General features: G+C 67.8%; 22 protein-coding genes and 3 pseudogenes. 14 read left to right on the top strand and 11 right to left on the bottom strand.

Translation table 11 applies throughout. The features are described from left to right. The first annotated feature begins 371 nt into the window (after nt 1–371). From OHS70_RS00640 to OHS70_RS00630, 3 genes are all read left to right on the top strand, one after another. Complete coding sequence (locus OHS70_RS00640) at nt 372–1346, top strand: DUF1731 domain-containing protein (protein WP_328392487.1); 975 nt, start codon at nt 372–374, stop codon at nt 1344–1346. 219 nt (nt 1347–1565) lie between these two features. Then, nucleotides 1566–2819 (top strand): hypothetical protein, encoded by a 1254-nt coding sequence (locus OHS70_RS00635; RefSeq protein WP_328392485.1) that lies wholly within the window; start codon nt 1566–1568, stop codon nt 2817–2819. Continuing rightward, complete coding sequence (locus tag OHS70_RS00630) at nt 2810–3916, top strand: hypothetical protein (protein WP_328392483.1); 1107 nt, start codon at nt 2810–2812, stop codon at nt 3914–3916. Before OHS70_RS00635 ends, OHS70_RS00630 begins: the two co-directional genes overlap by 10 nt. A gap of 113 nt (nt 3917–4029) precedes the next feature. Here OHS70_RS00630 and OHS70_RS00625 read toward each other — a convergent pair whose 3' ends face one another. The 3 genes from OHS70_RS00625 to OHS70_RS00615 form a co-directional block, all read right to left on the bottom strand. After that, on the bottom strand, nt 4030–4296 hold the full coding sequence (locus tag OHS70_RS00625; RefSeq protein ID WP_328392481.1) for a hypothetical protein: 267 nt from the start codon (nt 4294–4296) through the stop codon (nt 4030–4032). Continuing rightward, the gene (locus OHS70_RS00620) at nt 4293–4907 is read right to left on the bottom strand and encodes a ParA family protein (protein WP_328392479.1); all 615 of its coding nucleotides are present in this window, start codon (nt 4905–4907) and stop codon (nt 4293–4295) included. Before OHS70_RS00620 ends, OHS70_RS00625 begins: the two co-directional genes overlap by 4 nt. Before the next feature lie 375 nt (nt 4908–5282). Further along, nucleotides 5283–6092 (bottom strand): S1 family peptidase, encoded by an 810-nt coding sequence (locus OHS70_RS00615; protein ID WP_328392477.1) that lies wholly within the window; start codon nt 6090–6092, stop codon nt 5283–5285. Between the two features lie 454 nt (nt 6093–6546). On the opposite strand from OHS70_RS00615, the gene OHS70_RS00610 reads away from it, so the two are divergent. Continuing rightward, nucleotides 6547–7398: an endonuclease I family protein gene (locus OHS70_RS00610; protein ID WP_328392475.1), complete on the top strand. Its 852-nt coding sequence runs from the start codon at nt 6547–6549 to the stop codon at nt 7396–7398. An 807-nt stretch (nt 7399–8205) separates the two neighbouring features. Here OHS70_RS00610 and OHS70_RS00605 read toward each other — a convergent pair. Further along, on the bottom strand, nt 8206–8808 hold the full coding sequence (locus OHS70_RS00605) for a DUF2867 domain-containing protein (protein ID WP_328392473.1): 603 nt from the start codon (nt 8806–8808) through the stop codon (nt 8206–8208). 95 nt (nt 8809–8903) lie between these two features. On the opposite strand from OHS70_RS00605, the gene OHS70_RS00600 reads away from it, so the two are divergent. Continuing rightward, nucleotides 8904–9458: a TetR/AcrR family transcriptional regulator gene (locus OHS70_RS00600; RefSeq protein ID WP_328392471.1), complete on the top strand. Its 555-nt coding sequence runs from the start codon at nt 8904–8906 to the stop codon at nt 9456–9458. Nucleotides 9459–9897: 439 nt separating this feature from the next. Next, a pseudogene (gene tnpA, locus OHS70_RS38940) lies at nt 9898–10178 on the top strand (IS200/IS605 family transposase); the annotation flags it as partial. Between the two features lie 223 nt (nt 10179–10401). On the opposite strand, the gene OHS70_RS00590 reads toward tnpA, so the two are convergent. Together OHS70_RS00590 and OHS70_RS00585 are read right to left on the bottom strand one after the other, a co-directional pair. After that, the gene (locus tag OHS70_RS00590; protein WP_328392467.1) at nt 10402–10845 is read right to left on the bottom strand and encodes a hypothetical protein; all 444 of its coding nucleotides are present in this window, start codon (nt 10843–10845) and stop codon (nt 10402–10404) included. Nucleotides 10846–10890: 45 nt separating this feature from the next. After that, the gene (locus OHS70_RS00585) at nt 10891–11340 is read right to left on the bottom strand and encodes a hypothetical protein (protein WP_328392465.1); all 450 of its coding nucleotides are present in this window, start codon (nt 11338–11340) and stop codon (nt 10891–10893) included. A 43-nt stretch (nt 11341–11383) separates the two neighbouring features. On the opposite strand from OHS70_RS00585, the gene OHS70_RS00580 reads away from it, so the two are divergent. The 4 genes from OHS70_RS00580 to OHS70_RS00565 all read left to right on the top strand — a co-directional run bounded on the left by OHS70_RS00580 (nt 11384) and on the right by OHS70_RS00565 (nt 14852). Then, nucleotides 11384–11521, top strand: a complete 138-nt coding sequence (locus OHS70_RS00580) for a hypothetical protein (RefSeq protein ID WP_328392463.1) — start codon at nt 11384–11386, stop codon at nt 11519–11521. Nucleotides 11522–11952: 431 nt separating this feature from the next. Further along, complete coding sequence (locus OHS70_RS00575) at nt 11953–12540, top strand: peptidoglycan-binding domain-containing protein (protein ID WP_328392461.1); 588 nt, start codon at nt 11953–11955, stop codon at nt 12538–12540. A 376-nt stretch (nt 12541–12916) separates the two neighbouring features. Then, nucleotides 12917–13921: a helix-turn-helix domain-containing protein gene (locus OHS70_RS00570; protein WP_328392459.1), complete on the top strand. Its 1005-nt coding sequence runs from the start codon at nt 12917–12919 to the stop codon at nt 13919–13921. 391 nt (nt 13922–14312) lie between these two features. After that, nucleotides 14313–14852, top strand: coding sequence for a 2'-5' RNA ligase family protein (locus tag OHS70_RS00565; protein ID WP_328392457.1), 540 nt, complete (start codon nt 14313–14315; stop codon nt 14850–14852). A gap of 64 nt (nt 14853–14916) precedes the next feature. Here OHS70_RS00565 and OHS70_RS00560 read toward each other — a convergent pair. Continuing rightward, nucleotides 14917–15101, bottom strand: a pseudogene (locus OHS70_RS00560) (ATP-binding protein); the annotation flags it as partial. Between the two features lie 263 nt (nt 15102–15364). Between OHS70_RS00560 and OHS70_RS00555 the strand changes: the two are divergent. Then, nucleotides 15365–15760: pseudogene (locus OHS70_RS00555) on the top strand (transposase); the annotation flags it as partial. A gap of 72 nt (nt 15761–15832) precedes the next feature. Here the strand turns inward: OHS70_RS00555 and OHS70_RS00550 are convergent. Next, a complete protein-coding gene (locus OHS70_RS00550) occupies nt 15833–16261 on the bottom strand; it encodes a VOC family protein (protein WP_328392455.1) in 429 nt (142 codons plus the stop codon). Between the two features lie 295 nt (nt 16262–16556). On the opposite strand from OHS70_RS00550, the gene OHS70_RS00545 reads away from it, so the two are divergent. Next, on the top strand, nt 16557–16838 hold the full coding sequence (locus tag OHS70_RS00545) for a hypothetical protein (RefSeq protein WP_328392453.1): 282 nt from the start codon (nt 16557–16559) through the stop codon (nt 16836–16838). 304 nt (nt 16839–17142) lie between these two features. On the opposite strand, the gene OHS70_RS00540 is transcribed toward OHS70_RS00545, so the two are convergent. Further along, the gene (locus OHS70_RS00540; RefSeq protein ID WP_328392451.1) at nt 17143–17421 is read right to left on the bottom strand and encodes a DUF6355 family natural product biosynthesis protein; all 279 of its coding nucleotides are present in this window, start codon (nt 17419–17421) and stop codon (nt 17143–17145) included. 436 nt (nt 17422–17857) lie between these two features. Between OHS70_RS00540 and OHS70_RS00535 the strand changes: the two genes are divergently transcribed. Continuing rightward, nucleotides 17858–18526 carry a class I SAM-dependent methyltransferase gene (locus tag OHS70_RS00535; protein WP_328392449.1) on the top strand — a complete coding sequence of 223 codons (669 nt, stop codon included), beginning with the start codon at nt 17858–17860 and terminating at the stop codon, nt 18524–18526. Between the two features lie 225 nt (nt 18527–18751). After that, nucleotides 18752–19288 (top strand): DUF4240 domain-containing protein, encoded by a 537-nt coding sequence (locus OHS70_RS00530; protein WP_328392447.1) that lies wholly within the window; start codon nt 18752–18754, stop codon nt 19286–19288. A 152-nt stretch (nt 19289–19440) separates the two neighbouring features. Here the strand turns inward: OHS70_RS00530 and OHS70_RS00525 are convergent, their stop codons facing one another. Both OHS70_RS00525 and OHS70_RS00520 read right to left on the bottom strand, forming a co-directional pair. Continuing rightward, nucleotides 19441–19707: a hypothetical protein gene (locus OHS70_RS00525; RefSeq protein WP_328392445.1), complete on the bottom strand. Its 267-nt coding sequence runs from the start codon at nt 19705–19707 to the stop codon at nt 19441–19443. Between the two features lie 79 nt (nt 19708–19786). Continuing rightward, complete coding sequence (locus tag OHS70_RS00520) at nt 19787–21124, bottom strand: flavin monoamine oxidase family protein (RefSeq protein WP_328392443.1); 1338 nt, start codon at nt 21122–21124, stop codon at nt 19787–19789. Between the last annotated feature and the right edge of the window lie 20 nt (nt 21125–21144).

Below are 21144 nucleotides of genomic sequence, written 5' to 3'. Positions count from 1 at the left end.
GGCGTTGACGGCCGCGGTCGGGGCAGATGGGCCGGTGAGGGCTCCTGCCGTGTTCCCCCGTCGCGGCAGGAGCCCCCTGCGCCGTCTTGTGTGAAGCCGCTCAGGCGTGCGAAGCAACGGGCAGAACGGCCGTTACCGACATCGGTGCCGCCGTCCGCGCCGATGCGCCGGACGGCAACCAGTCGTGCGTCGGAGCGCGCCGGCGGTTGCTGCTGATCATGCAAGGGATGGGTGCAGCAGTCGGTGAATGCCAGGGCCACGCCCGCCGCGTATGTGTGCGCTTCGGTTCCGGTGACCGGCGGAGCGGTTGTGCCAGTCTTGAACGTGTTCAATTCTGCGATAGATTCGTCCCATACACCTAGGGGAGCCTGATGAAGACAGTGATACCCGGGGGAACCGGGCAGGTAGGCACAATCCTGAACCGTGCGCTGACGGCCGCAGGCCATGACGTTGCGGTCCTGACCAGACGGCCGGTGCGCGACCGTGAAGTCCTCTGGGACGGCGAGACCCTGGGGCCGTGGGCGGAGGAGATCAACGGCAGCGACATCGTGATCAACCTGGCCGGACGCAGCGTCAGCTGCCGCTACACCGCGGCCAATCTGCAGGCCATGATGGATTCACGCGTGCACTCCGCACGGGTTGTGGGTGAGGCGATCGCAGCCGCCGCGCGGCCTCCCCGGCTCTGGCTGCAGATGAGCACTGCCACTGTCTACTCCCACCGCTTCGACGCGCCCAACGACGAGGCGACCGGCGTGCTCGGCGGCACTGAAACCGGCGTCCCGGGCTACTGGGCCTACAGCGTCGAGATCGCAAAAGCGTGGGAGCGGGCGCAGGAGCGAGCCGAAACCCCGCACACGCGCAAAGTCGCCCTGCGCTCCGCCATGGTGATGAGTCCCGATCGCGGCGGCGTCTTCGACATCTTGCTGCGGCTGGCGCGACTCGGCCTCGGCGGCCCGGTTGCGGGCGGCGCGCAGTACGTGTCCTGGATTCACGACCGCGACTTCGTCCGCGTCGTTGAGTTCCTGGCCGCCCGGGACGACCTTCTCGGGCCGGTGAACCTCGCCGCTCCCGTTCCTTTGCCGCAACGTACGTTCATGCGCGCGCTGCGCGCCGCCTGGGGTGTTCCGGTTGGTCTGCCCGCAACGAAGTGGATGGCCGAGCTCGGCGCGTTCGCGCTGCGTTCGGACACCGAACTCCTGTTGAAAAGCCGCCGCGTCGTCCCCGGCCGCCTGCTCGAGGCGGGTTTCGCCTTCGATCACGCTCAATGGCCGGAGGCCGCCGACGACCTCGTGCGGCGCGTGCGCGGCGGGTCTCGGGTGGGCACGCCGGCTTCCGCCTCCCAGTAGGTCCCGCCACCGTGAGCCGGACTCGTGCACGGCACGGCAGGCGATGTGCAACGACGGCTGGGCCGGCCACGTTCACCGTCGCTGCCACGGGACTTGCTGCCCACGTCTCCGCGCTGCCTCGACAGGAGTTGCATCGAACGACCTGCGTCCTCACCGTGGCTGGACCCCCTGATAGGTTCCAGGCCTTGATCCGCCGCTAGGACTGGGGGAGGGGGCTCCGTGGGCCGGGTGCCGTCGTGGTTGCGCAAGCCGTTGTTCATAGGGCTGCCGCTCGTATTGATCGTCACCGGGGCGGTGCTCTCCTTCGGTGCCGACGATCCGGGTGGCCATTCAGTGGCGAATCAGGCGCAGGTGAAACGCGCCTGTGCGGGGCTGCTGCCGCACGAGGAGCTACGAGGCCTCGTGCCCGACGAAGTTGCGGGCGAAGTGAGCCAGCACGGCACGATGCTCCAGCCCGACGAGGACAGCCGCTCCCTGGTCAACTGCTCTCTGACCTGGCCGGGGCACGGGTCGGTCCGGGTGCGGGCCGTCGCGCTCATCTCCCGGATGCCGATGACGCTTCGGGCCGAGGACATCCTGCCCGGCGGTGACGAGGACGGGTACGAGGCGCCCGGGGTCACCGGCAGGGTCGGCGAGGACGGGAGGACCTGGGTCGTCGCCGAGTGCCCCAACGGGCTCGAAGGGCGGGTGCGCGAGGTGTCCGCGATGTATGTCACCGCCGCTGTCGATCTGCCCGTACCCGGCAAAGGGAAGCGGGCCGAGTATCTCGCGGACTTCCGTACCGCCGTCCGGGTCGCCAACGGGATCACTGCGGCCCAGAAATGCGGTGGCTCCCCGCTGAAGATGCCTACGCAGGTCATCGACACCTATGAGGCCCATGTCACCTCGGACGCGGACGGGGGCAACATCAGAGTCGTGGGGATCGACGAGCCGGGCCTGGGCGTGAAGAAGTGCCGTGGGCTCGGCAAGCGCGCAGGCTTCCCCGGCAAGTGGACCGCGAGCGGGGACCTGCAGGACTCACGGCTGCTGAGCGTCTGCGACGCCACCATCCTCGACCGCAAGGACCCGATGGACACCGAGCCGACACCACCCGACGGTGCGGTCGTCGATGTCTCGGCGGCGAGTTGGGCCGGGCCGCTCAGCGAGTCCGCGAACGGCCAGTACCACCACACCGGCGACAGCTTCGCCTTTCGCGAGGGATCGCGGACCAAGGTGATCCCCGACTCGGAGCCGCACGAACTCGCCCTGTGGGCACGGTCGGAGTGCGCCGCGGGCAGCACCTACCACCGTGTCAACGTCCGCACGGAGACGTCCAGCCTCAGCGCGCACACGCTCAGCGAGGCACAGCGGACCACGTTCTCCAAGGACGCCCGCAAGCTGATGGACAGCTATCTCACGGACCCCGACGGCTGGCCCAGGCAGCAGGGGTGCCATGACACCAAGATCCTTGGAGAGGTGGAGGGATGGCAATGAGGCGGATCGTCCTGCGGACGCTCGCGGCCCTGGCCGCAACGGCCGTTGCCGTCGCCGGCTATCTCTTGGTGCACGGCGACTTCCAGCGCTGGAGCGACGAGTCGGCACTCGACAGCGCCTGCGACGGCCTGCTCGACCGGAACACGGTGCGCAGCGTCCTCGGCCCGGGAGCCGTCGAGGTCGAGCACGAAAAACGCGATGCGGACCTGGTGGGCTGCGAGGTGCACGCGCACAACGGCGGTACCGCCGAGATCCGTGTCCTCGACACCACACACGTCGGACAGTCCTTCGACTCCCTCTACACGGGCCCGCCGAGCGCGCTCTCCGTGCCGGTCGGCCATGGATGGACGGGGCTCTTCGGGGCCGACCCGGACCCTTTCGGAGCCGACCCGGACCCCTTCAGGGCCGACGAGGACGAGAAGGTGACCACAACCCTGGTCCTTGAGTGCACCAAGGCAAGCAGCGCCAAGGGCCTGTCCGTCACCGTCGAGACCACGCTCGACAAGACGCTGGACGACCCGGCGAACCGGCCGGAGTTCGCCAGGATCGCGACCTCCACCGCGGCGAAGGCGTCGCAGTCCCGGCACTGCGGAGCCAAGCTCGGAAAGCCCGTCCTCAGCCTCGACCTGCCGGTGAACGAGGACGAGTACAAGCCGCTCGGCACAGCCGACGGAACCTGCTCCGGCATTCCCGCCGCGCGCGGTGTGGCCATCGCCACCGAGACCGCCCGCGGCGGCGCCCCGCACGAAACCTGCCGGCTCGCTGACACCGGCCTCAGGGCACGCTACGTACTCGCAGCCGACTACGGCCCCTATGCGCAAGAGCAGTTGCTCCGTTACGAGAAGGAGCCCGTTGACGACACTCCGAACGCTGACACACCCGCGCACCACCGGGACCCTGACGGCCGGATGAGCTGGACGACGGCCAAGTGCCTGGACGGCCGAGCCCTGTTCACCCTCCACCTCGCCCATGACAGGGGCGAGGACCGCAAGTATCCGAGGGGCAAAGAGGACCTCGCCCACGAACGTGCCGCACTCAAGACATTTGCTGAGCGCTCGGCAAGAGCCCACGGCTGCTCCGCCCCCCTCACCCCTTGACGGTGCCTCCCGTTCGCGAGGGCCGCTTCAGCCGCCCGCACTCCGGGAGGCACAGGGTGTCGCACACAGGCAGAGTGCGTTCCGTGCGGAGCCGCACGATCGCCACGGGGTCGCTACCGCCCCGAGGGGGGTGCGTCCGCCGCGGATTCGGGCGCAGCTGCGGCGGTGCCGGTGAAGGTTCGCAGGACGGTCGTGCCGGCGAGCATCAGCGCTGAGATCGGCAGACCGGCCCATCGCGTCAGGTCGCGCTGCAGGTCCGGGTCCACTTCGATGGTCATCCGGACGTATCTGCTGTTCAGGGTGATGATTTTGGAGGACCGGGCAGCGGTGTCCCCTTCGCGCTGCAACGCGGCGCGGTACCTGTCCTTGCGCTCCGTCATGCCTCTTCCTGACGTTTGATGAGTTCCTCGGCGAGGTCCATGTAGGCCGATCCCTTGGCCCGCACCGGACTCCCGAACGACTGGGCGTACAACTCGAGCCTCGCGATCTGGGTGTCCAGTACCACGAACCCCAACTCGGTGAGCGCCTCACGAGCGTCGGCATCGGGGCCGGTGCGTGTGGCGTCGGGACGATTGGTCCGATTCAGGAGGACTGCAGTGCGGGCCGGGTCGGCGCGCAGGGACTGGACGTCGTCCATCTCGGAGCGGATGGGTGCCATTCGGTCCAGTTCGATGGGAGCGGGGGTCACCGGGACGATCCACTCACTCGCGTACCTCATGATGCTGCGGGCGATGCGAGGATGGTCCTCCAACTGCGGCGCATCCAGCACCACAGCCTGCCGATTGTCCAGGAAGTCGTTCACGCGCCGGTGCACGTCACCCACCGGCAACGCGATGACGGGAAACGGAAAGCCGTCGGCCAATTCGCTCCAGCGCAGCGCGGAGGCGGCTGGGTCGCCATCGACCAGAAGCGGCGAGTAGCCCGACTCGTGGAGCGCGTGGGCCAGCCATACGGCACTGGTCGTCTTGCCGACTCCCGGCTTGAGATTCACAAAGGCAAAGCTTAGTGGCATGGGAACCAACCATAAGGGGCATGATCGGCCGGATGGCTTCGACGCGAGTGCGGGAGCTCCATCGTTCACTCGCAAGCAGTCAGGAACCGCTCTTCAGGCGGTGGTCGAGCCGCACGGGGCTGATGACCATGCCGCTGTTGCCGCTCGTCCGGGGTGACGGGGCGGGCCGGCGGCGGGGCGGTGGCGGCCCGCCGGTGCTCGTGTGTGTGTCTTGCATGTTCGGGCGAACTCCGGACGGGCCCGCTGCCGAGCGGGAAAGGGCTCGGCAGCGGGGTGCGTTGGCGGGTCCGGTCCGTGTGTGCGGGTTACGCCCACCCGCCTGCGGATCCGGCCTGCGGCTGCGGGCCGGTCGGGTCAGCCGCCCAGTTCTTCGGCCGCCTTCTTGATGTCCTCGGCGAACGTGCTGACCTCGGTGTAGACGCCGGGCTTGCCAGGGCGGGCGCAGCCCTCGCCCCAGCTGACGATGCCGACCTGGGTCCAGGCATCCGCTTCGTCCTTGCGGAACATGGGGCCGCCGGAGTCGCCCTGGCAGGTGTCGACACCGCCGGTGTCCAGGAGGCCGGCACAGAGCTCTTCGCCCGGTGTCAGCTGATCGCCGTACGCGTTCTGGCATGTGGCGTCGTCGATGGACGGCACCTTCGCCTTGAGCAGGTAGCGCTGCTGGCTGCCGCCCTCCTTGTCGGCGCCCCAGCCGGCTATGTCGAACTCGCCGCTGTTGAGCTTGTCGTCCGCTGCGATCGGCAGGGTCGGCAGATCGATCGGCTTCTCGAGCTTGATCAGTGCCCAGTCCTTGCCCTTGCCGTTGTATCCGGGGGCCTGGAGGACCTCGGTGGACTTCACGCTGATGGCGCTGGGGTCTTCCAGGTCGACCACGCCGGCCGTTGCGGTGATGCCGGTGTTGGGGCCGCTGCCGTCGACGCAGTGGGCGGCGGTGAGCACGATGTCCTTGGCATACAGCGAGCCGCCGCAGCCCATCGACAGCCGTACCATGAACGGGAACTCACCCTGATCGGCCTTCGTACCGCCGACGACCGTCGGGCCCATCTCACCGCGTGGGGTCGGCTCGGAGGCGGCGTGGGCCGCGGCGGGCTGGAGGCTGAGGGCCGCGAGGGCGACGGCACCGGCCGCGGTGGCGCGCTTGAGGTGCTTGAGGTGGTTGGTCAACGGACTTCCTCTCGTGGGGGGACACGCGTTTCGAACCCGGCCCACGAGGATCGGCGGACCACGCCGACGGCGGCATGGCAGAGCACCCGCGTACCGCCGTTGTGTCATGGCAGCACGCAGTGGTGCGTCCGAACCCAGTGGGGGATGAGTTCGCAAAGCGCCTAGCGATTATGGGGAACAGTTGCGCGGTGCATCAAGGGCGTTGACGGGCCAACTCCCTTTATGGCCGGTGCTGTTGCGCATCGCTGCAACAGAGGATTGGCCCGCTGCCGCCGGGGTACAGGGCTGCGCTTCAGCGGTGTTCACGGTGTCGGCACACGATGGGCGCAGCCTGTCCACGCGGTGGGGGCGACGGCATGGAAAGCTCCCTGATCGAACACCTGTTGCTTTGCGCCGGCGCGCGCGACAGTTGCGCCGCCGGTCGCCCGATCAGGGAGAGGACACCCCCCACACCATGTCCACCCACCGCCTCAAGCGCCGTAAACCGTGGCGCCTGGCCGTCGTCGCCGTGGCCGTGACCGCAATCGCCGCCCCCGCCGCTGCGATGGCCACCCAGAACCCCTCCACCCCCACCCCCACTGCCGACCGGTCCGCCGACGCGGTGGACGCGTACGACGACACGTACTACAAGGACGCGTTGGGAAAGACCGGCCCGGAACTGAAAAAGGCCCTGCACACCATCGTCAGCGACCAGACCAGACTCGGCTACGACCAGGTCTGGGACGCGCTGAAGGACACCGACGAGGACCCGGCGAACCCGTCGAACGTGATCCTCTTCTACAGCGGCCGCTCGCAGAGCAAGGACAGCAACGGCAGCGGAAACGACGACTGGAACCGCGAACATGTGTGGGCCAAGTCCCACGGCGACTTCGGCACCGATGCCGGCCCCGGCACCGACATCCACCACCTGCGCCCCACGGACGTGACCGTCAACAGCACGCGGGGGAACAAGGACTTCGACGCCGGCGGGGAGGAGGTCGAGGAGGCCCCGGGCAATCGCACCGACGGCGACTCGTTCGAGCCCCGTGACGCGGACAAGGGCGACGTCGCCCGCATGATCCTGTACATGGCCGTCCGCTACGACGGCGGCGACGGTTTCGCCGACCTCGAACCCAACGACAACGTCGACAACGGTTCCGCGCCGCACATCGGTCGCCTGTCCGTGCTGAAGGAGTGGAACGAGCAGGACCCGCCGGACGACTTCGAGAAGAAGCGCAACCAGACCATCTTCGAGAAGTTCCAGCACAACCGGAACCCGTTCATAGACCACCCCGAGTGGGTGCAGGAGATATGGAAGCAGGCGTGAACTCTTCCTTCTGAATTGTCCTGGCCGGCATCGGATCCGGCGGGCAAGGGCTTGTGCCGGCCTGGGGCCTGCGGCGGCGAGTCGTGGCCCCAGGCCGTTTCGCCCCCTGCCGAGCAGCCGGCTCCGAGGCGGGGACCAAAAACGGGTGCTGACATCCGTGGTGCGGCGGGAGCGGCGTCAGTGGGCGCGTAAGGCGCGGCTGTCGAGAGCGTGACCGTCGCGGCGGTGTTGGAGAAGATCACGGCCCGCAGACGGCCCAACGAGTGAGCCCCGGACGGCCCTGAACAGCACTTCTGCGCAGGTCAGGGGCCGTTCCACCGACAGAACCCTCTGAAGTTCCTCAATTGGGCTTTGCACGCTGCCCCTGCGGGGGATGTCGCAAACACAGATCCAGAATGCAGAGGAACGGGGTGGAGACGTTGGAACTTCTGGGCGTCGTCGGGATCGGCCTCATCGTGGTGTTCATCGCGGCGGTGCGCGGAGCTGGCACGCCGTCGCGGAGGCGACGGCGTCCCGGCTCGTGGCTGAGCGCTGGCGACGGCGGCGGGTTCGGCTGCGGGGGCGGCGGAGGCGACTGACACCACGACCCGCATCGCCTGCCGGCGCACGCTTTCGACGATAAGCGGTGCGTTCGGGCACAAGGTGGGCCGTGTGGATTGGCCCTGTCTATGTGCCGTTGGCTGCTCCACCGTTGACCGCGGGTGACATCTTCCACGGCACCGTCACCCGTCGCAGCAATCCGGCTCTGGCTGCGTGCGTGAACCACCTGCCGGAGATGCGCGGCGCGTCGGCTGAGGACGGAGTCGGTCAGTGCGCGGTCCGCGCGGCGGCGTTCGCCTGCCACTCGCGGCCGATGGAGCGCAGCAGCGCCGGGTACACCCCGGTGTACCGAAAGGGCTTGATGGCGGCCATGTAGAGGGTGCCGAACAGCCCGTTTGGCTTCACCAGGACGGCCATCTGGCCGCAGTAGCCGCCGGACCCGTCCGGGACCCAGCCGATGTGCATCACTGCGTGCACCGTCTTGTTGCCCATCTCGGCGGCCCACTCGTCGTCCCTCTGATAGAGGGAGGTGAACGGGGACGAGCCGAGGTTGGGACCCTGAGGGCCCTCGCGAAGGTCCGTCGGCAACCGGTCGCGCAGGGAAGGCAGCCGGGTGCTGATGCCGGTACCGGACTTGTCCCAGCCGAGCAGTGCTCCGAGCTTCCAGCGGACGGCGAAGAGCACGCGGGAGACGGGACCTTCTCCCTTCACCCCGCTCCTGAGACCTTCGGCGAACTGGCGCACCAGCCACACAAGATCGTCGGGTCCGCCGGGGGTGGGCAGTGCCCACACGTCCTCGACCGTGAAGTCGTCGGCGATCTCGTGGATCCGCCATGAGCGGTCGGTGTGGGCGGTTCGGGGAAGTCGCATGAGCAGGCCCCTGTCTGTACGGTGGCGTATACATCGAGCGTAGACCCATCCATACGCCCCCGTATGCTGAGCAGGGACGTGAGGAGGCACACATCATGGGCGCGACCCGCACGCCACGCGGCAAGTGGATCGAGGAAGGCTTGCGGGCACTGGTCGCAGGCGGTCCCGAAGCCGTCCGGATCGAGGCGCTGGCGCAGGCACTCGGCGTCAGCAAGGGTGGTTTCTACGGGTACTTCCGCAATCGGGGCGCGCTGCTCACCGAAATGCTCGACACCTGGGAACACGAGGTCACCGAGAGCGTGATCGAGCAGGTTGAGAGCGGCGGGGGAGACGCCAGGACCAGACTCGAGCGGCTGTTCGTCGTCGCCGCCACCGACGGGCCGGTGCGGGGCACCACCGCCGATATAGCGATCCGCGACTGGGCCCGCCGCGACGCGGCCGTCGCCGAGCGCCTGCGCCGCGTCGACAACCGCCGTATGGACTACCTGCGTTCGCTGTTCTCCTCCTTCTGCCCCGACGAAAACGAGGTCGAGGTCCGCTGTCTGCTCGCCGTCTCTGTGCGCATCGGCAACCACTTCAACGCCGCCGACAACGGCAAGCGCAGCCGCGCGGAAGTGATGGACCTGATCAGTCAGCGGCTGCTGGACTAGCCGCCCCGCCATCGTCACCCGCACGTGGCGTTACTCGCACATGGCTCACCGTGCGCCTGGCCCAATCAAGAAAGCACGCAAGGTGCACTTCCCGGGACCGCGCGACGTGCACGGTCCAGCAGGGCGGGGACGGTGCCGCCGAGCGGCCACACACGTCACCACGCCAGGCACGGCCGTCAGAGCGGACACACCCAGTTCGCCTACCAGCACCTCCTCAACGTCCAGGAGGGCGAAGCCGACCGCGTGCACGCCCAGCGTCCGACTCGGCGGTAGCCAGTCGTCGAACCACACCCACCCGCCCATTGCCGCCATTATTGGCGACGATCCGGATGCGCGGCCGGACTTCTTGAAGCCGGCTTCCTTCATCACGGGGCCACATGTTGCCTGGCCGGCAGATCCAGCGGTGTCATCGACACCTTCCTTGTTTCGCATCAAGCGCGAGGTGTGTACAGACTTCGAGGCCGAGCTGAAGCAGTTCAACGGGCAAGAGGACCACGTCCACCTGCTCGTGCACCACGCGCCCAAGGTCCAGCTCCCCAAACTGGTCAACAGCCTCGAAGGCGTGTCCTCCCGCTACCTGCGCAAGGAGTACGACACCCACGTACACCGCTACCTGTGGGGCGGACACTTCCGGTCCGGCTCCCACTTCGCCGCCTCCTGCGGCGGCGCGCCCCTGACCGTCGTCCGAAGTACATCGAGAATCAGCAGCGTCCCACATAGTCGGCTGAGGCCGACAGTGCAGACCCCTGCTCACGGACAGGTCGGAGCAGTTTCGGGATGCGCTGCACCTTCCCCTAAACGAGGGAGCACTGCGCAAGATCAGAGGTAGAACGACCGACCGAGCGCCCGCCCCTCAGCGTCCCCTGGGTGCGAATGCCCACGCCAGGGACGATGAGGGGCGCTGCCGCATGGGAGCTTGAGCTGGACCGGGCCGCGATCGGGTTCAGTAACCGGACGGCGCGATCATGCCCTTGTAATGTGTGAGATCGCCCGCTGAGCGTCCGTACCCGATGGAGATGAAAATGTCCGAGGTGCGGCCGCTGAAGTTCGCCGTCTTGGTCGTCCAGACGCCGTTGCATTCGCTGAAGTCCCTGACGCCGTGCTCCCCGGCGACTCTCGACCGGGCGCAGACGCCGTCGGTGCGGGAGTCGAGGAGCTGGAACTTCACCGTCTGCCAGTAGGAGCCGTCGAAGATGTTCTTTCCCCAGGTGACGGTGCAGTTCCGGATCTTCGCATGGATGATCCCGCTGGAGTCCTTGCTCTCCAGCGTGCCGCAGCTGACGGTCTGCGTACGATCACCGTCGTCGGCGGCCGCGGCGGTCGGCAGCAGCAAGACCCCACTGATTCCGACGGCAAGCGTCAGGGCGGAGGCCGCCAGGGGCCTCATGGATTTCTTCTGCGGATGTGCTGACATTGCCTTCCCCCTCACATCTCAGAAACCGGACGGCGGCGTGACATTGGTGCTGATCTTGCCGTATGTGGAATTGGAGCCGTAGGCGATCCTGATGAAGATGTTCGGGGTCCGGCCGCTGAAGTTCGCGGTCTTCGTCGTCCAGATGCCGTTGCACTCGCTGGAGGAGGCGCTTGCCCCGGTGTCGGACGGAATGACGAGTGCCTTGGCGCAGACGCCGTCGGTGCGGGAGTCGAGGAGCTGGAACTTCACCGTCTGCCAGTAGGAGCCGTCGAAGATGTTCTTTCCCCAGGTGACGGTGCAGTTCTGCAGCCTGGCATGGGTCACTCCGGCGGAGTCGTTGACCCACAGGGACGAGCAGCTGACGGTCTGTGTACGGTCGCCGGTGTCGGCGACGGCCGCTGTCGGCGCGACCACGGCTCCGGCCAACGTCGCGGCCAGCGTCAGGGCCGAGACGGTGGCGGCTTTCACCCAAGATTTCCGTGGCAGACGTGCGGACATGTATTCCCCCCACATGAATTGGTACCTGCACGAAGGACCGCTGGAGCAGCGGTTGGAGCAAGGACAGGGTCTGGCCGGCATGGCGCAGCCGGCGGCACCGCGCAGGCGTGACCGGGCGGTCTCCCGTGCCGCCGAGGGGAGCCTGTGGTGAAGCGACGCCAGTGTGCTCCAGATCGAGGCGGTCAACAAGCAATGATGTAGCCGACATTGAGGCGACGTCCGAGGGGTCGGCGGCGAAAGCATCCCTGCCGAAGCGGTTACCCGGACGCCGTCGCAGTGTGCGCTCCTTCCCGCTCCGGGCGTGCGTGATCGTCGCCTCTCCCAGCTCACCGATCGGATTGCCGAGTCCTTCGGGGGACGTTCTCGGTTCCAGGTGAAGGCCGCGGGAGGCGTGGTGTGACGCGAGGCGTTCCGCCCGCGAAGCCGTCGTTCGAACTGGCGCTCGCAGGCAACTGCTTGGCGCTCCGCGACAACGACAAGCGCGCTTCGGGCAGGCGACACTCTCCTCGCCGTCGGAAGGTACAGACCACCCCTCTGCTTCCGGCCGCACGACCTGAGCCATCGGACGACGAGGAGACTGATATGAGACGAGTGGTTCTCGCTGTGCTTGCGGCTGTCGTGAGCATGTTCCTGCTCGCCGGCACGGCCAACGCCGTCCCTGGGAATTCCGGTGTGTACGGCACCACGTTCGTCGACGGCGGGGGAATCCTGACCGACGACTTCGGCGACCACTACTCCGAACTCGGCAATTCGCTGTGCAACGGCTGCGCCGACTCGCGGAACACGGATCTGGTCGTGATGTGGCAGTCGATCCTCGTCGCGGAGGGGCTGCTTCCGGCGTCCGGGATCGACGGTTCGTTCGGTCCCAACACGGCTGCGGCCACAGTCAAGTGGCAGCGGCTGTACGGCATAGACGACGACGGCTGGGTCGGGAACGAAACGTGGAGCAAGGCCGACGATCGGCTCCGCTGGCTGCACTACAACGACTCGTACGAGGTCTACTACGACGGCAAGGGAAGCGGAGGGGTGTACTTCCTGAGGGGGGACGAGACGTATCAGGACGACGGTGCGTACCTCCTCACCGTCGCCCAGCAGCCGGACCTGGGGTACAACTTCTTCCACGGCGGCGACCGCATCCAGTACTACCAGCGGACCGTTCTGAGAGGCTAGAAGGCCTCGCCCTCAGCCGAAGTTCGCGCCTGCGGGGAGGGCTTCTCGGCAGGCGGGGCTGACGGTGGCAAGGTATGGGTCAGGCCACCGCGAGCTTTCCCAGGTGAACCTTGCGGACCAGTTCGTGTCCTGGGGGCGGCGGGTGTCCCGCTGCCCCGACGGAAGGCCGCTGACCACGCTGCGGTGTACCGAACCGGACCGAGGTCCTTCGGAGCCGCCTGAGGAGCTCCAGTACGCCCCTGAACCGGGGCCGTTCGAACAAGTGGACACTACCCTGTGCCTGAGTGCCGCGTCGGGGAAGCGACACCGGGCACAACCATGCGGTCCGTGCACTGTGTTGACGAGCCGTCACGAGAACTCACAGGGGGGACCGACGATGACCGACCACCGTTCCCGGCCGCCGACGGGTGACTGCCTCGCCCACTGGCACGAACCTCTGGCCGGCCCGCTTTCGCCCTCGGAGGCCCGCGTCAGCCACACGGGCGACAGGCAGACAACCGTGCTGGTGCGGGATCTCGGGGCCGTACGCGTGTCCGCTGTCATCCTCTACCCGGACCGGACACGCCGACCGGCCGAATCCGTCCGGCACGTTCCCCCTGGCTGTCGTCAACTGCCGCCGGTGAACTGGGGCTTGGTCACCGTCTCGCAGCCCGCCCCCAGCGGCGGGACCAGGCATCACGACGTGATGCTGTGCGGCGCGTGGCGGCTCGGGGGCAACGCGGTCGATCCAGGCGGCGGATCGGTCTCGACCGTACACGTCCAGTTCCCCCGGACGCTGATCCCCTGGCCGCCCGATCGGATCGACAGGATCACCACAGTGCCGTTACCCGCCCTGGAGGGTATGGGCGCGCTGCTCAGCCAGTACGTAACCTGCATCGTCCTGGACCCGTCCGACTACCGGCCGGCGGACGCGGTACGGCTGGGCAATGTGCTCGTCGACCTCATCACGGCCCTGCTTGCCCACCACATCGCCGCAGGGAACGCCATGCCCCAGGAAAGCGGTCGCAGTGCCCTGCTCGTGCGGATCCACGCCCACATCGAGCGCTCGCTCGGTGACCCGGAGCTGTCCCCGGTGACGATCGCCGCGGCCCACCACCTGTCCGTCCGTTCGCTGCACCGGCTGTTCGCGGAACAGGGCACCACCGTCTCGGACTGGATTCGCGAACGCCGGCTGGAGCGTTGCCGCCGCGAACTGACCGACCCTCTGAGCCGTGACATGCCAATCCGGACTGTCGCGGCGAGATGGGGATACAGCAGCCCTGCCGGCTTCACCAGAGCCTTCCGCGCGGCGTACGGTCTGACGCCTCAGGAGTACCGCGGACAGGGCGCGCCCGCTGCCCGGACCGGCCGGAAGGCCGAGGAGCGTGGCCCCTCGCTCTGACCCCGCCGTGACCGGTCACGGGGGCTTGCCCAGCCCCCGGGGAGGCTTGCCCGATCGGTCACGGACGGCTTGCCCAGCACATGGGCAAGCCTTTCACCTGCTCTTTCAGGGAGCCGGGCAAGCCAGTCCGAGGAGACACGAGATCCGAAAGGAGACGTGCCGTGCTCGAGGTACAGCACCCCCCTCACCGCCGGCGGAATCTTTGACCGCCTGGATGCGGAGTGGGCAGCACTGTGCGCCGACACCGCCGTCCACGTTGCGATGACCGATCACCTGGCCGACGCCGTCGGGGCCGTGACCGGTTCCTGGGTGTGCACCCTTGGTCCGGTGCGGCTCCTTGCCGCACTTCGGCCCCGCGACGGGGCGGGCAGAGGTGACACCATGCGGTGTCATGGCAGATGACAGCACCAGTGCGTTTCAGGCGGGCCAGACGGGGCTCATCGTCCGGATCCCCGAGGCGGAGCCGTCCGTCCGCGGGTGGCGTGAACGGCTCGACCCCTCAGCCCAGGCCGGGGTTCCAGCCCATGTCACCGTGCTCTTCCCGTTCCTCGACGAGAGCCGAAGAGATGCGCTCGTCTACTCCGCTCTCGCGGACGTGCTGGGAAGCTACCAGGCCTTTGACCTGCGGTTCGAGAGATGTGGACGACTCCCGGAAGTGCTGTATCTCGTCCCCGAGCCTGATACGCAGTTGCGGCAGCTCACGGAGGCGATCGCTGATCGCTGGCCTGAGGTTCCGCCGTATGGCGGCCGGTTCGCCGAGATCGTGCCGCACCTGACCATCGCTCAAGGTCAGGAAGGCGCCGTCATGGAGGAGATCGAGGCCGACCTCGCCGGCAGGCTCCCGTTCACGTCTCACGTCTCGTCGGTTGAACTCATCGTGCACGACGGCACGAAGTGGCAAGAACGAGCGTCGTTCGCACTCGGAGGATGAAGCAGGTCATGAGGCTTGGCTGGTCCGCTGCCCCTTGGGGCAGAGGACCAGCAGGGGACTCCGGTCAGCCGGCTTCAGCGTGCTCGGCGCGTGCTCGGGTGCTGGCAAGTCGGTAGGAGTCGGTGCCGGTCTCGATGATGGTGCCGTTGAAGGTGAGTCGGTCGACGATGGCCGGGCCGCGCAGAGGCGGGGGTCGGTGAACGTCTTGGTCCAGCCGCCGAAGGACTCGTTGGAGGCGACGGCGACGGAGAGCTCATGGGCTCGCGAACTGCTGAGAGGCCAGCCCCTGCCGGCGGGCTGAGGACATGAAAGCCGGTGATGTCCGAGCTTCTGCCGGGCGGGACCGGTCTTTGACGAGAGATCAAGGTCCCGGAACTACCGAAGGTCTCCGCCCGGCAGGGCGAGGCGGAGCCGGTCTGACCACAGGGATCCAGTCCCAGAACGGCGGCAGGCTTCCACGTCGCCTGGCGACCCTTGCACTCCCGCGCTCGGGCTCGCTGATGACCTATTAGAACTACCGGTACGCGACCAACCACCAGGTCATCATCGACGCCGGCACCCGACTCGTCGTCACCGTTGGCCGGCCGGTCACGGGCAACCGCAACGATTGCAAGGCGTGGGAACTTTCCGGTGCGAAGGCCGCCGTCGGCCGGGCCACGGTCATCGGGGACGGCGGCTACCGGGGCACCGGCCTGCTCATCCCGCACCGCCGTGAACGCGGCCAGACCGAACTGCCGGCTTGGAAGGAGGAGCACAACGCCTCCCACCGCAAGGTCCGGGCCCGCGTCGAGCACGTCTTCGCGCGGATGAAGGCTTGGAAGATCCTTCGCGACTGCCGTCTGAAAGGCGATGGCGTTCACACTGCCATGCTCGGCATCGCCCGGCTGCACAACGTCGCCCTCACGGGACAACTCCCGCCCCATGCGAGACCAGAGAGGTCCAAGGGAGGCGGCTCCCCACATCTCCGGCTCAGAGAACGGTTAGTCGATACAGAACTCGTTGCCCTCGATGTCCTGCATCGGGATGCACGAGTCATTGCCGTCATACAGCGTTTGCACGTGTACCGCGCCGAGCGGGACCAGTCGTGCGCATTCGGCCTCAAGTGCGGCGAGGCGCTCTTTACCCACGAGCCCGGTGCCGACCCGCACATCAAGATGCACCCGGTTCTTGGCGGCCTTCCCTTCGGGGACGCGCTGGAAGTACAGTCGCGGGCCCACTCCTGAGGGATCTATGCAGGCGAACCATGAATCCCGCTGCTCAGGTGGCTGCGAGCGCTTGAAATCGTCCCAGGTGGAAAACCCCTTCGGTGGCGGCGGTACGACGTACCCCAACACCTCGCACCAGAAGCGAGCGAGGCGCTCAGGTTCTGCGCAGTCGAAGGTGACTTGGAACTTCTTGATCGCTGACATCGGCGCACCATAGCAGGGGGGACTCTGCCACTGGGTGGATCCGCGCGCCCCCCGTTGCGCCCTGAGCCACCTTGGACGCCAAGTGATCAAACCGGACAGTACACGAGAACGATGTGACCGTGGCGGCGGAGCCCACCAGTGGTCCCCAGTATCCAGTCCTGACAACTACCCATGCCAAGATCAGTTGCGGGACAACCCTTAGGGCGCTACGCACAGGACTGGGCGACCTGGGGCAAGTTCTGCGCCGACAGCGGCGTCCCCTGCTCGCCGTCACCCCCGGCACCCTGGTGATGCTGTGGACCCGGCCCGGATCGAAGCGCGGCACCTGCACCGCACCGTCCACCATCGACCGCCGCCTCTCCGCACCGTCGTCTCCGCCCGCACCGAGCACGGCGTCACCCCGGAGGAGGGCGTCACCCCGGAGGAGGGCGTCACCCCGGAGGAGGGCGTCGCCCGCCTCGCCCGCAACCGGCTCAAGCAGCTGGTCAAGCAGATGGAGGCCAAAGGTGAGACCCGCGGCCGCGGCCAGGCCCCGGGTACGCGTGGCGCCGCCTGCCCTCGTGCTGCTACACCGTGATGGAGGGCGGGCTGCAGCCCGCCCTCCATAGGAGACGTCATCACCCGTGCCGGCCAGGGCGCCGGGCTCGAGATCCGCTTCACCGGACACTCCCCGCGTCGCGGACTCGCCACGTCCTCCCGGCTGAAGGGCCACGACCGGATCGTCATCGCCGAGCAGGGAGGCTGGGCTCCGCATTCCAAGGTGCTCGCGGGCTGCCTCGAGGTCGTCGGCCAGTGGGAGGACAACGCCCTGACCGGGGTGCTGTGGCAAGCTCCCTGGAAGAACGGCGTGCTGGACGACCGCTCGAAAACTGCCGCCCGGTTCAGCAGAGCCGGCCGGTGTACCAGGCGTTGCGGATCTGCTGTGTGGTTCCGAGTTGAGTGGTGCCGGGGTCGACGCAGTGGGTGGTGTCCCACCAGTTGATCCGGTCGATCTTGATCTTGATGCGGGAGCCGTCGTTGGTGCAGTGGTTGTAGAAGGCCAGGTGGTTGCGGGTGAAATACCCACAGGGGTCGGCTGCGGGGGCGGCCGTGGCTGCCGGAGCGGTAGCGCCCAGCAGGAGCGCGGTCAGGGCGAGGGGGAGCAGTCGTCGTGTGCGCATGACGGGAACGGTACCCACGCGGCGAAGCCGGCGAACACTGCCCGCAGGCCCGCGCCTCGTCGGCGCGGGCCCTCGGTTCGTCCCGGACGGAAGAATTGCACGAGATGTCATGCCGACCGGGTCCGCCGACGACGTGCTCACCCGGATCGGGGCGAGGGCCGGACTCGGCACCTGTCCGACCAGGGGGTCGGGGAGCAGCGGACCGAGAGCCGGCGCCAAGGGCCTTGCCGCAGCCAACGGGACCGCTTCGCGCAGTTCCGGCGCGGTATTGTCGCAGCTCAGCATCGCCGATGCCACAGATATCGGGCCGCTGTCTGCGGGACAGCTTCAGAGCGGTCCCGCGACCGATGCCCCGTCAGCCGCCCACCAGGACCGACAGATCCTTAGGCCGGCTCCCGTTGCGGTGTGCCCAGGACCGTCGTCCTATTGTTGGCTGATGCGCGCACACCATATAGACCGCCCAGCCGATCTCGACGTGGTCCGTGAGTCCTATGACCGGGTGGCTGACAACTACGCCCACATGGTGGTGACGACGGGAGTCGGCGACATCCGTCGCCATCCATGGCTCAAGGCATCAATCGATGCCTTCGCTGACACCGTGAGCGAGCTTGGGCCTGTCCTCGACGTCGGCTGCGGACCCGGAACGGTGACCGCCTACCTTGCCGAACGCGGACTCGACGTGTCCGGGGTGGATCTCTCTCCTCGAATGATCGAGAACGCGCGCCGTCTTCATCCGCAATGCCGCTTCGGTGTCGCCTCTGCCACCGACCTCGACCTCGGTGAAGCGTCCCTTGGCGGCGTGCTCGGGTGGTGGTCACTGTTCAACCTCCCTCGCGATGTCCTTCCTCAGGTTCTCGCCCTGTTCGCGCGCGCCCTGAAGCCGGGCGGACACTTCATCACCGCAACACACGTCGGCGACGAAGACGCGGTGCGCACCGAGGCCTACGGAGGTGTACCCGTTCGTTGGACGACGCACAAGTGGCGGCCGGAACAGCTCGTGGACCTGATCGAGCAGGCTGGACTGCGCCCGGTCGCCGAACTTCGGCTCCCTGCAGATGAGCAAAGCGGACCGGGTCTGGTCGTCATGGCCAAGCGCCCCGCCTGAGGACCAGGTGCCGGAGGCGGCACAGGGTCTTGTGCCGGGACCCGTCACCTGATGCCTGCCGCACCACGACAAGACCGCCACTCGGCTGGTCACCGAAGCCGCAGGAACCTGGAGGCGATATGCGCCCGGCGACCACACACTCTGACAGGAGCGACTTGGCTGCTCTGGTGGGCCGAGCTCCCGTGACCGGCCCGATGTCAGTACCAGGTGGCATGCTCTGCGGCCATGAACAAACAGCAGTTCTGGCAGCTCATTGAGGCAGCCCGCAATCAGGCGTCCAACCCGAACGACGGCGAAGATGTCGCCCGCCGGGTAACCTCGCAGCTGGCCACGCACCCGGCCGAGGAGATCGTTGCCGCTCAGCAGGTGCTGTGGGACCTGATGGCAGACTCCTACACGAACCCTGTGTGGGCCGCTGCCTACGTGATCAACGGTGGATGCTCCGACGACGGCTTTGACTACTTCCGTGGCTGGTTGATCGCGCAGGGACGCGAGGCCTTCGAGCGCACAGTCGCTGACCCCGATGCCCTGGCAGAACTGCCCATCGTGCGAGCGTCAGCGGCCGACGGACTCGATCTCGAGTGCGAGGAGGCGCTAAGCATCGTCTGGAACGCACACATCGTGGCGACCGGCAAACAACTCCCTGACGATGCGTTCACCATCCGATACCCGGAGCTGGACCCCACCTGGAACTTCGATTTCGACGACCATGGCGAAATGACTCGCCGACTGCCCCGCTTGGCAGCTCTCTATCTCGAGTGAGCGGAAGCTCGCAGTTGCAAAGCGAGGTCAAACAGCGGAGGGGGATACTCCCGAACATCACGGCGCACCCTCAGGGCATGAACACATCTCCGCTGACGAACACGCGACACCGCAACATGCGAGCTCACTGGTCCCAGGCGCCTGACCGGCGGTCACCACCGGACCAGGGCCCGTGCGGTCTTCAGCGCCTCATCGAAGGCGGGGCGGATTCGCACCCGGGTGCTGTTCTTCTCGCTGAAGATCTTGTCCCTCGGGATGCCGTGCTTGCTGAGCGCGTCGAGGTGCGAGTCGAGTTCCTGGCCGGGGGCCGAGCACCTTGCGCAGCCGATGCGGATGTCCGCGCTCGGCAGGTCCAGGCCGGCGGCAGCCGGTGGCGGGGCACCCGGCCGGCCTGGCCCGAGGTCGGCCAGGGTCGGCACCGCTTCGGGTGTATCGGCAACTGCCGACCGAAGAAGCTGACTGACTGCCGGAGCCGGGGCGGGGTCTGAGTGGCGCAGGTCAGGAGTGCATGTGCTGCAGGACTCTCATCGCGCTGTCGACGACCTCGTCGTCGGACGCCCGGGCGAGCCGGTGGGCGTGGTCGCCGCCGTTGAGGCCGAGGAGGACGGGCTTGCCGAAGATCTTGTATCCGTTGACCCACCAGGGCCACAGGCCGGGGTTTTTCGGGTCGGACCATTCGATGACGTTGGCGTCCTTGTCCCAGAAGGGCTTGGGGAATTCGAGCCACAGTTTGTCGAGGAGGCCGGCTCCGAGGGTTTCGATGGCTTTCTGCTTGGGGGCGGGCAGGGCCGGCTCGAAGTCGATGGCCGCGGCTTTGAGCACTCCGATCGGGACGGTGATCACTGCGCGGTCAGCCTGCACGGTGTTGCCGTCCCGTAGGGTCACGCTCACGCCGTCGGTGCCGTACTCGATGCCGGTGACGACCTGCCGCGTGCGCACGGGGACGTCGCCGCGGACGTGCTCGAGGAGCCGGGCGTAGCCCCGCGGCAGCAGGAGGTCCGGGCCTTTGGGGCCGCGGCCTTCGAGGGTGGCTGTCACCGAGAGCTGACGGGGCTCGGCGGCGTACTCCAGCGGATAGTTGATGGTCAGCGCGGTGCGCAGCGCGGCGGAGGGATTGCGGGGCATGACCGAGGCGACGGTGGCTTCGTCCGGGTCCTCCACGTCCTCCAGCAGCTCCTCATAACGGGCGAGCTCGCGCATCGCCTGTTCGTCCTCACCAGTGACGTTGTCGTAATCGAAGGTGTAGCTCGGATCGCCTGTTTCCTTCAGGACGCGGGTCATGGCGTTGCCCGAGGAGCCGTGGATCCAGGAGGCTCCCATCTCCGCCGGGACTCCGGCGATGTGCTGGGTCCAGATCCGCCCGCCGATGCGGTCGCGCCCTTCGAGAACCGTCACCTGGTAGTCCTCGTCCAAAAGCGCGCGAGCGCAGCCGAGTCCGGCGAACCCGGACCCGATGATCACGATGTGCTCGCCCTCCTCGGCCGCGTCGATGACTTGCCTGGCCGCGCGCCGTCCGCTCTCCAGGGCGCCGTGGGCTGTGGAGGGCGCCTCGGAGGACGTCGCCTCCCCGGCGAAGTACAAGCGCCCTCCCACCGGCGCGGTCAGCATGGTGCGTGCCCGCGCACCCAGGCTGCTGGGCGCGAGGTAGGAGTAGGAGCAGCGGGCGAAGGGGTCGACGGACCAGGACGTGCGCAGGTAGGCCACCGGTTCCCGGACCGCGGGGTTGCCGAGTCCTGGCGTTGTGCCCGGCTTGCAGGAAGCCACCGTCCCGCTGACGGCCACAGAGAGAGCCGAGCCGAGCAGCCTGCGGCGCCCGATTTCGTTCGGTGACTTCATGCGAAGGGATCCTGTCCAGG

Source organism: Streptomyces sp. NBC_00390 (assembly GCF_036057275.1).
GTDB lineage: Bacteria > Actinomycetota > Actinomycetes > Streptomycetales > Streptomycetaceae > Streptomyces.
Note: the sequence above shows the minus strand (reverse complement) of the source record. Positions and strands in the feature narration are given on the sequence as shown.

What these genes read in the sequence shown, in the direction of transcription:
- OHS70_RS00640 (WP_328392487.1), top strand. Translation starts at nt 372, where the DNA reads ATGAAGACAGTGATACCCGGGGGAACCGGGCAGGTAGGCACAATCCTG.
- OHS70_RS00630 (WP_328392483.1), top strand. Translation starts at nt 2,810, where the DNA reads ATGGCAATGAGGCGGATCGTCCTGCGGACGCTCGCGGCCCTGGCCGCA.
- OHS70_RS00625 (WP_328392481.1), bottom strand. Translation starts at nt 4,296, where the DNA reads ATGACGGAGCGCAAGGACAGGTACCGCGCCGCGTTGCAGCGCGAAGGG.
- OHS70_RS00610 (WP_328392475.1), top strand. Translation starts at nt 6,547, where the DNA reads ATGTCCACCCACCGCCTCAAGCGCCGTAAACCGTGGCGCCTGGCCGTC.
- OHS70_RS00605 (WP_328392473.1), bottom strand. Translation starts at nt 8,808, where the DNA reads ATGCGACTTCCCCGAACCGCCCACACCGACCGCTCATGGCGGATCCAC.
- OHS70_RS00600 (WP_328392471.1), top strand. Translation starts at nt 8,904, where the DNA reads ATGGGCGCGACCCGCACGCCACGCGGCAAGTGGATCGAGGAAGGCTTG.
- OHS70_RS00590 (WP_328392467.1), bottom strand. Translation starts at nt 10,845, where the DNA reads ATGAGGCCCCTGGCGGCCTCCGCCCTGACGCTTGCCGTCGGAATCAGT.
- OHS70_RS00580 (WP_328392463.1), top strand. Translation starts at nt 11,384, where the DNA reads ATGAATTGGTACCTGCACGAAGGACCGCTGGAGCAGCGGTTGGAGCAA.
- OHS70_RS00575 (WP_328392461.1), top strand. Translation starts at nt 11,953, where the DNA reads ATGAGACGAGTGGTTCTCGCTGTGCTTGCGGCTGTCGTGAGCATGTTC.
- OHS70_RS00570 (WP_328392459.1), top strand. Translation starts at nt 12,917, where the DNA reads ATGACCGACCACCGTTCCCGGCCGCCGACGGGTGACTGCCTCGCCCAC.
- OHS70_RS00565 (WP_328392457.1), top strand. Translation starts at nt 14,313, where the DNA reads ATGGCAGATGACAGCACCAGTGCGTTTCAGGCGGGCCAGACGGGGCTC.
- OHS70_RS00550 (WP_328392455.1), bottom strand. Translation starts at nt 16,261, where the DNA reads ATGTCAGCGATCAAGAAGTTCCAAGTCACCTTCGACTGCGCAGAACCT.
- OHS70_RS00540 (WP_328392451.1), bottom strand. Translation starts at nt 17,421, where the DNA reads ATGCGCACACGACGACTGCTCCCCCTCGCCCTGACCGCGCTCCTGCTG.
- OHS70_RS00535 (WP_328392449.1), top strand. Translation starts at nt 17,858, where the DNA reads ATGCGCGCACACCATATAGACCGCCCAGCCGATCTCGACGTGGTCCGT.
- OHS70_RS00530 (WP_328392447.1), top strand. Translation starts at nt 18,752, where the DNA reads ATGAACAAACAGCAGTTCTGGCAGCTCATTGAGGCAGCCCGCAATCAG.
- OHS70_RS00520 (WP_328392443.1), bottom strand. Translation starts at nt 21,124, where the DNA reads ATGAAGTCACCGAACGAAATCGGGCGCCGCAGGCTGCTCGGCTCGGCT.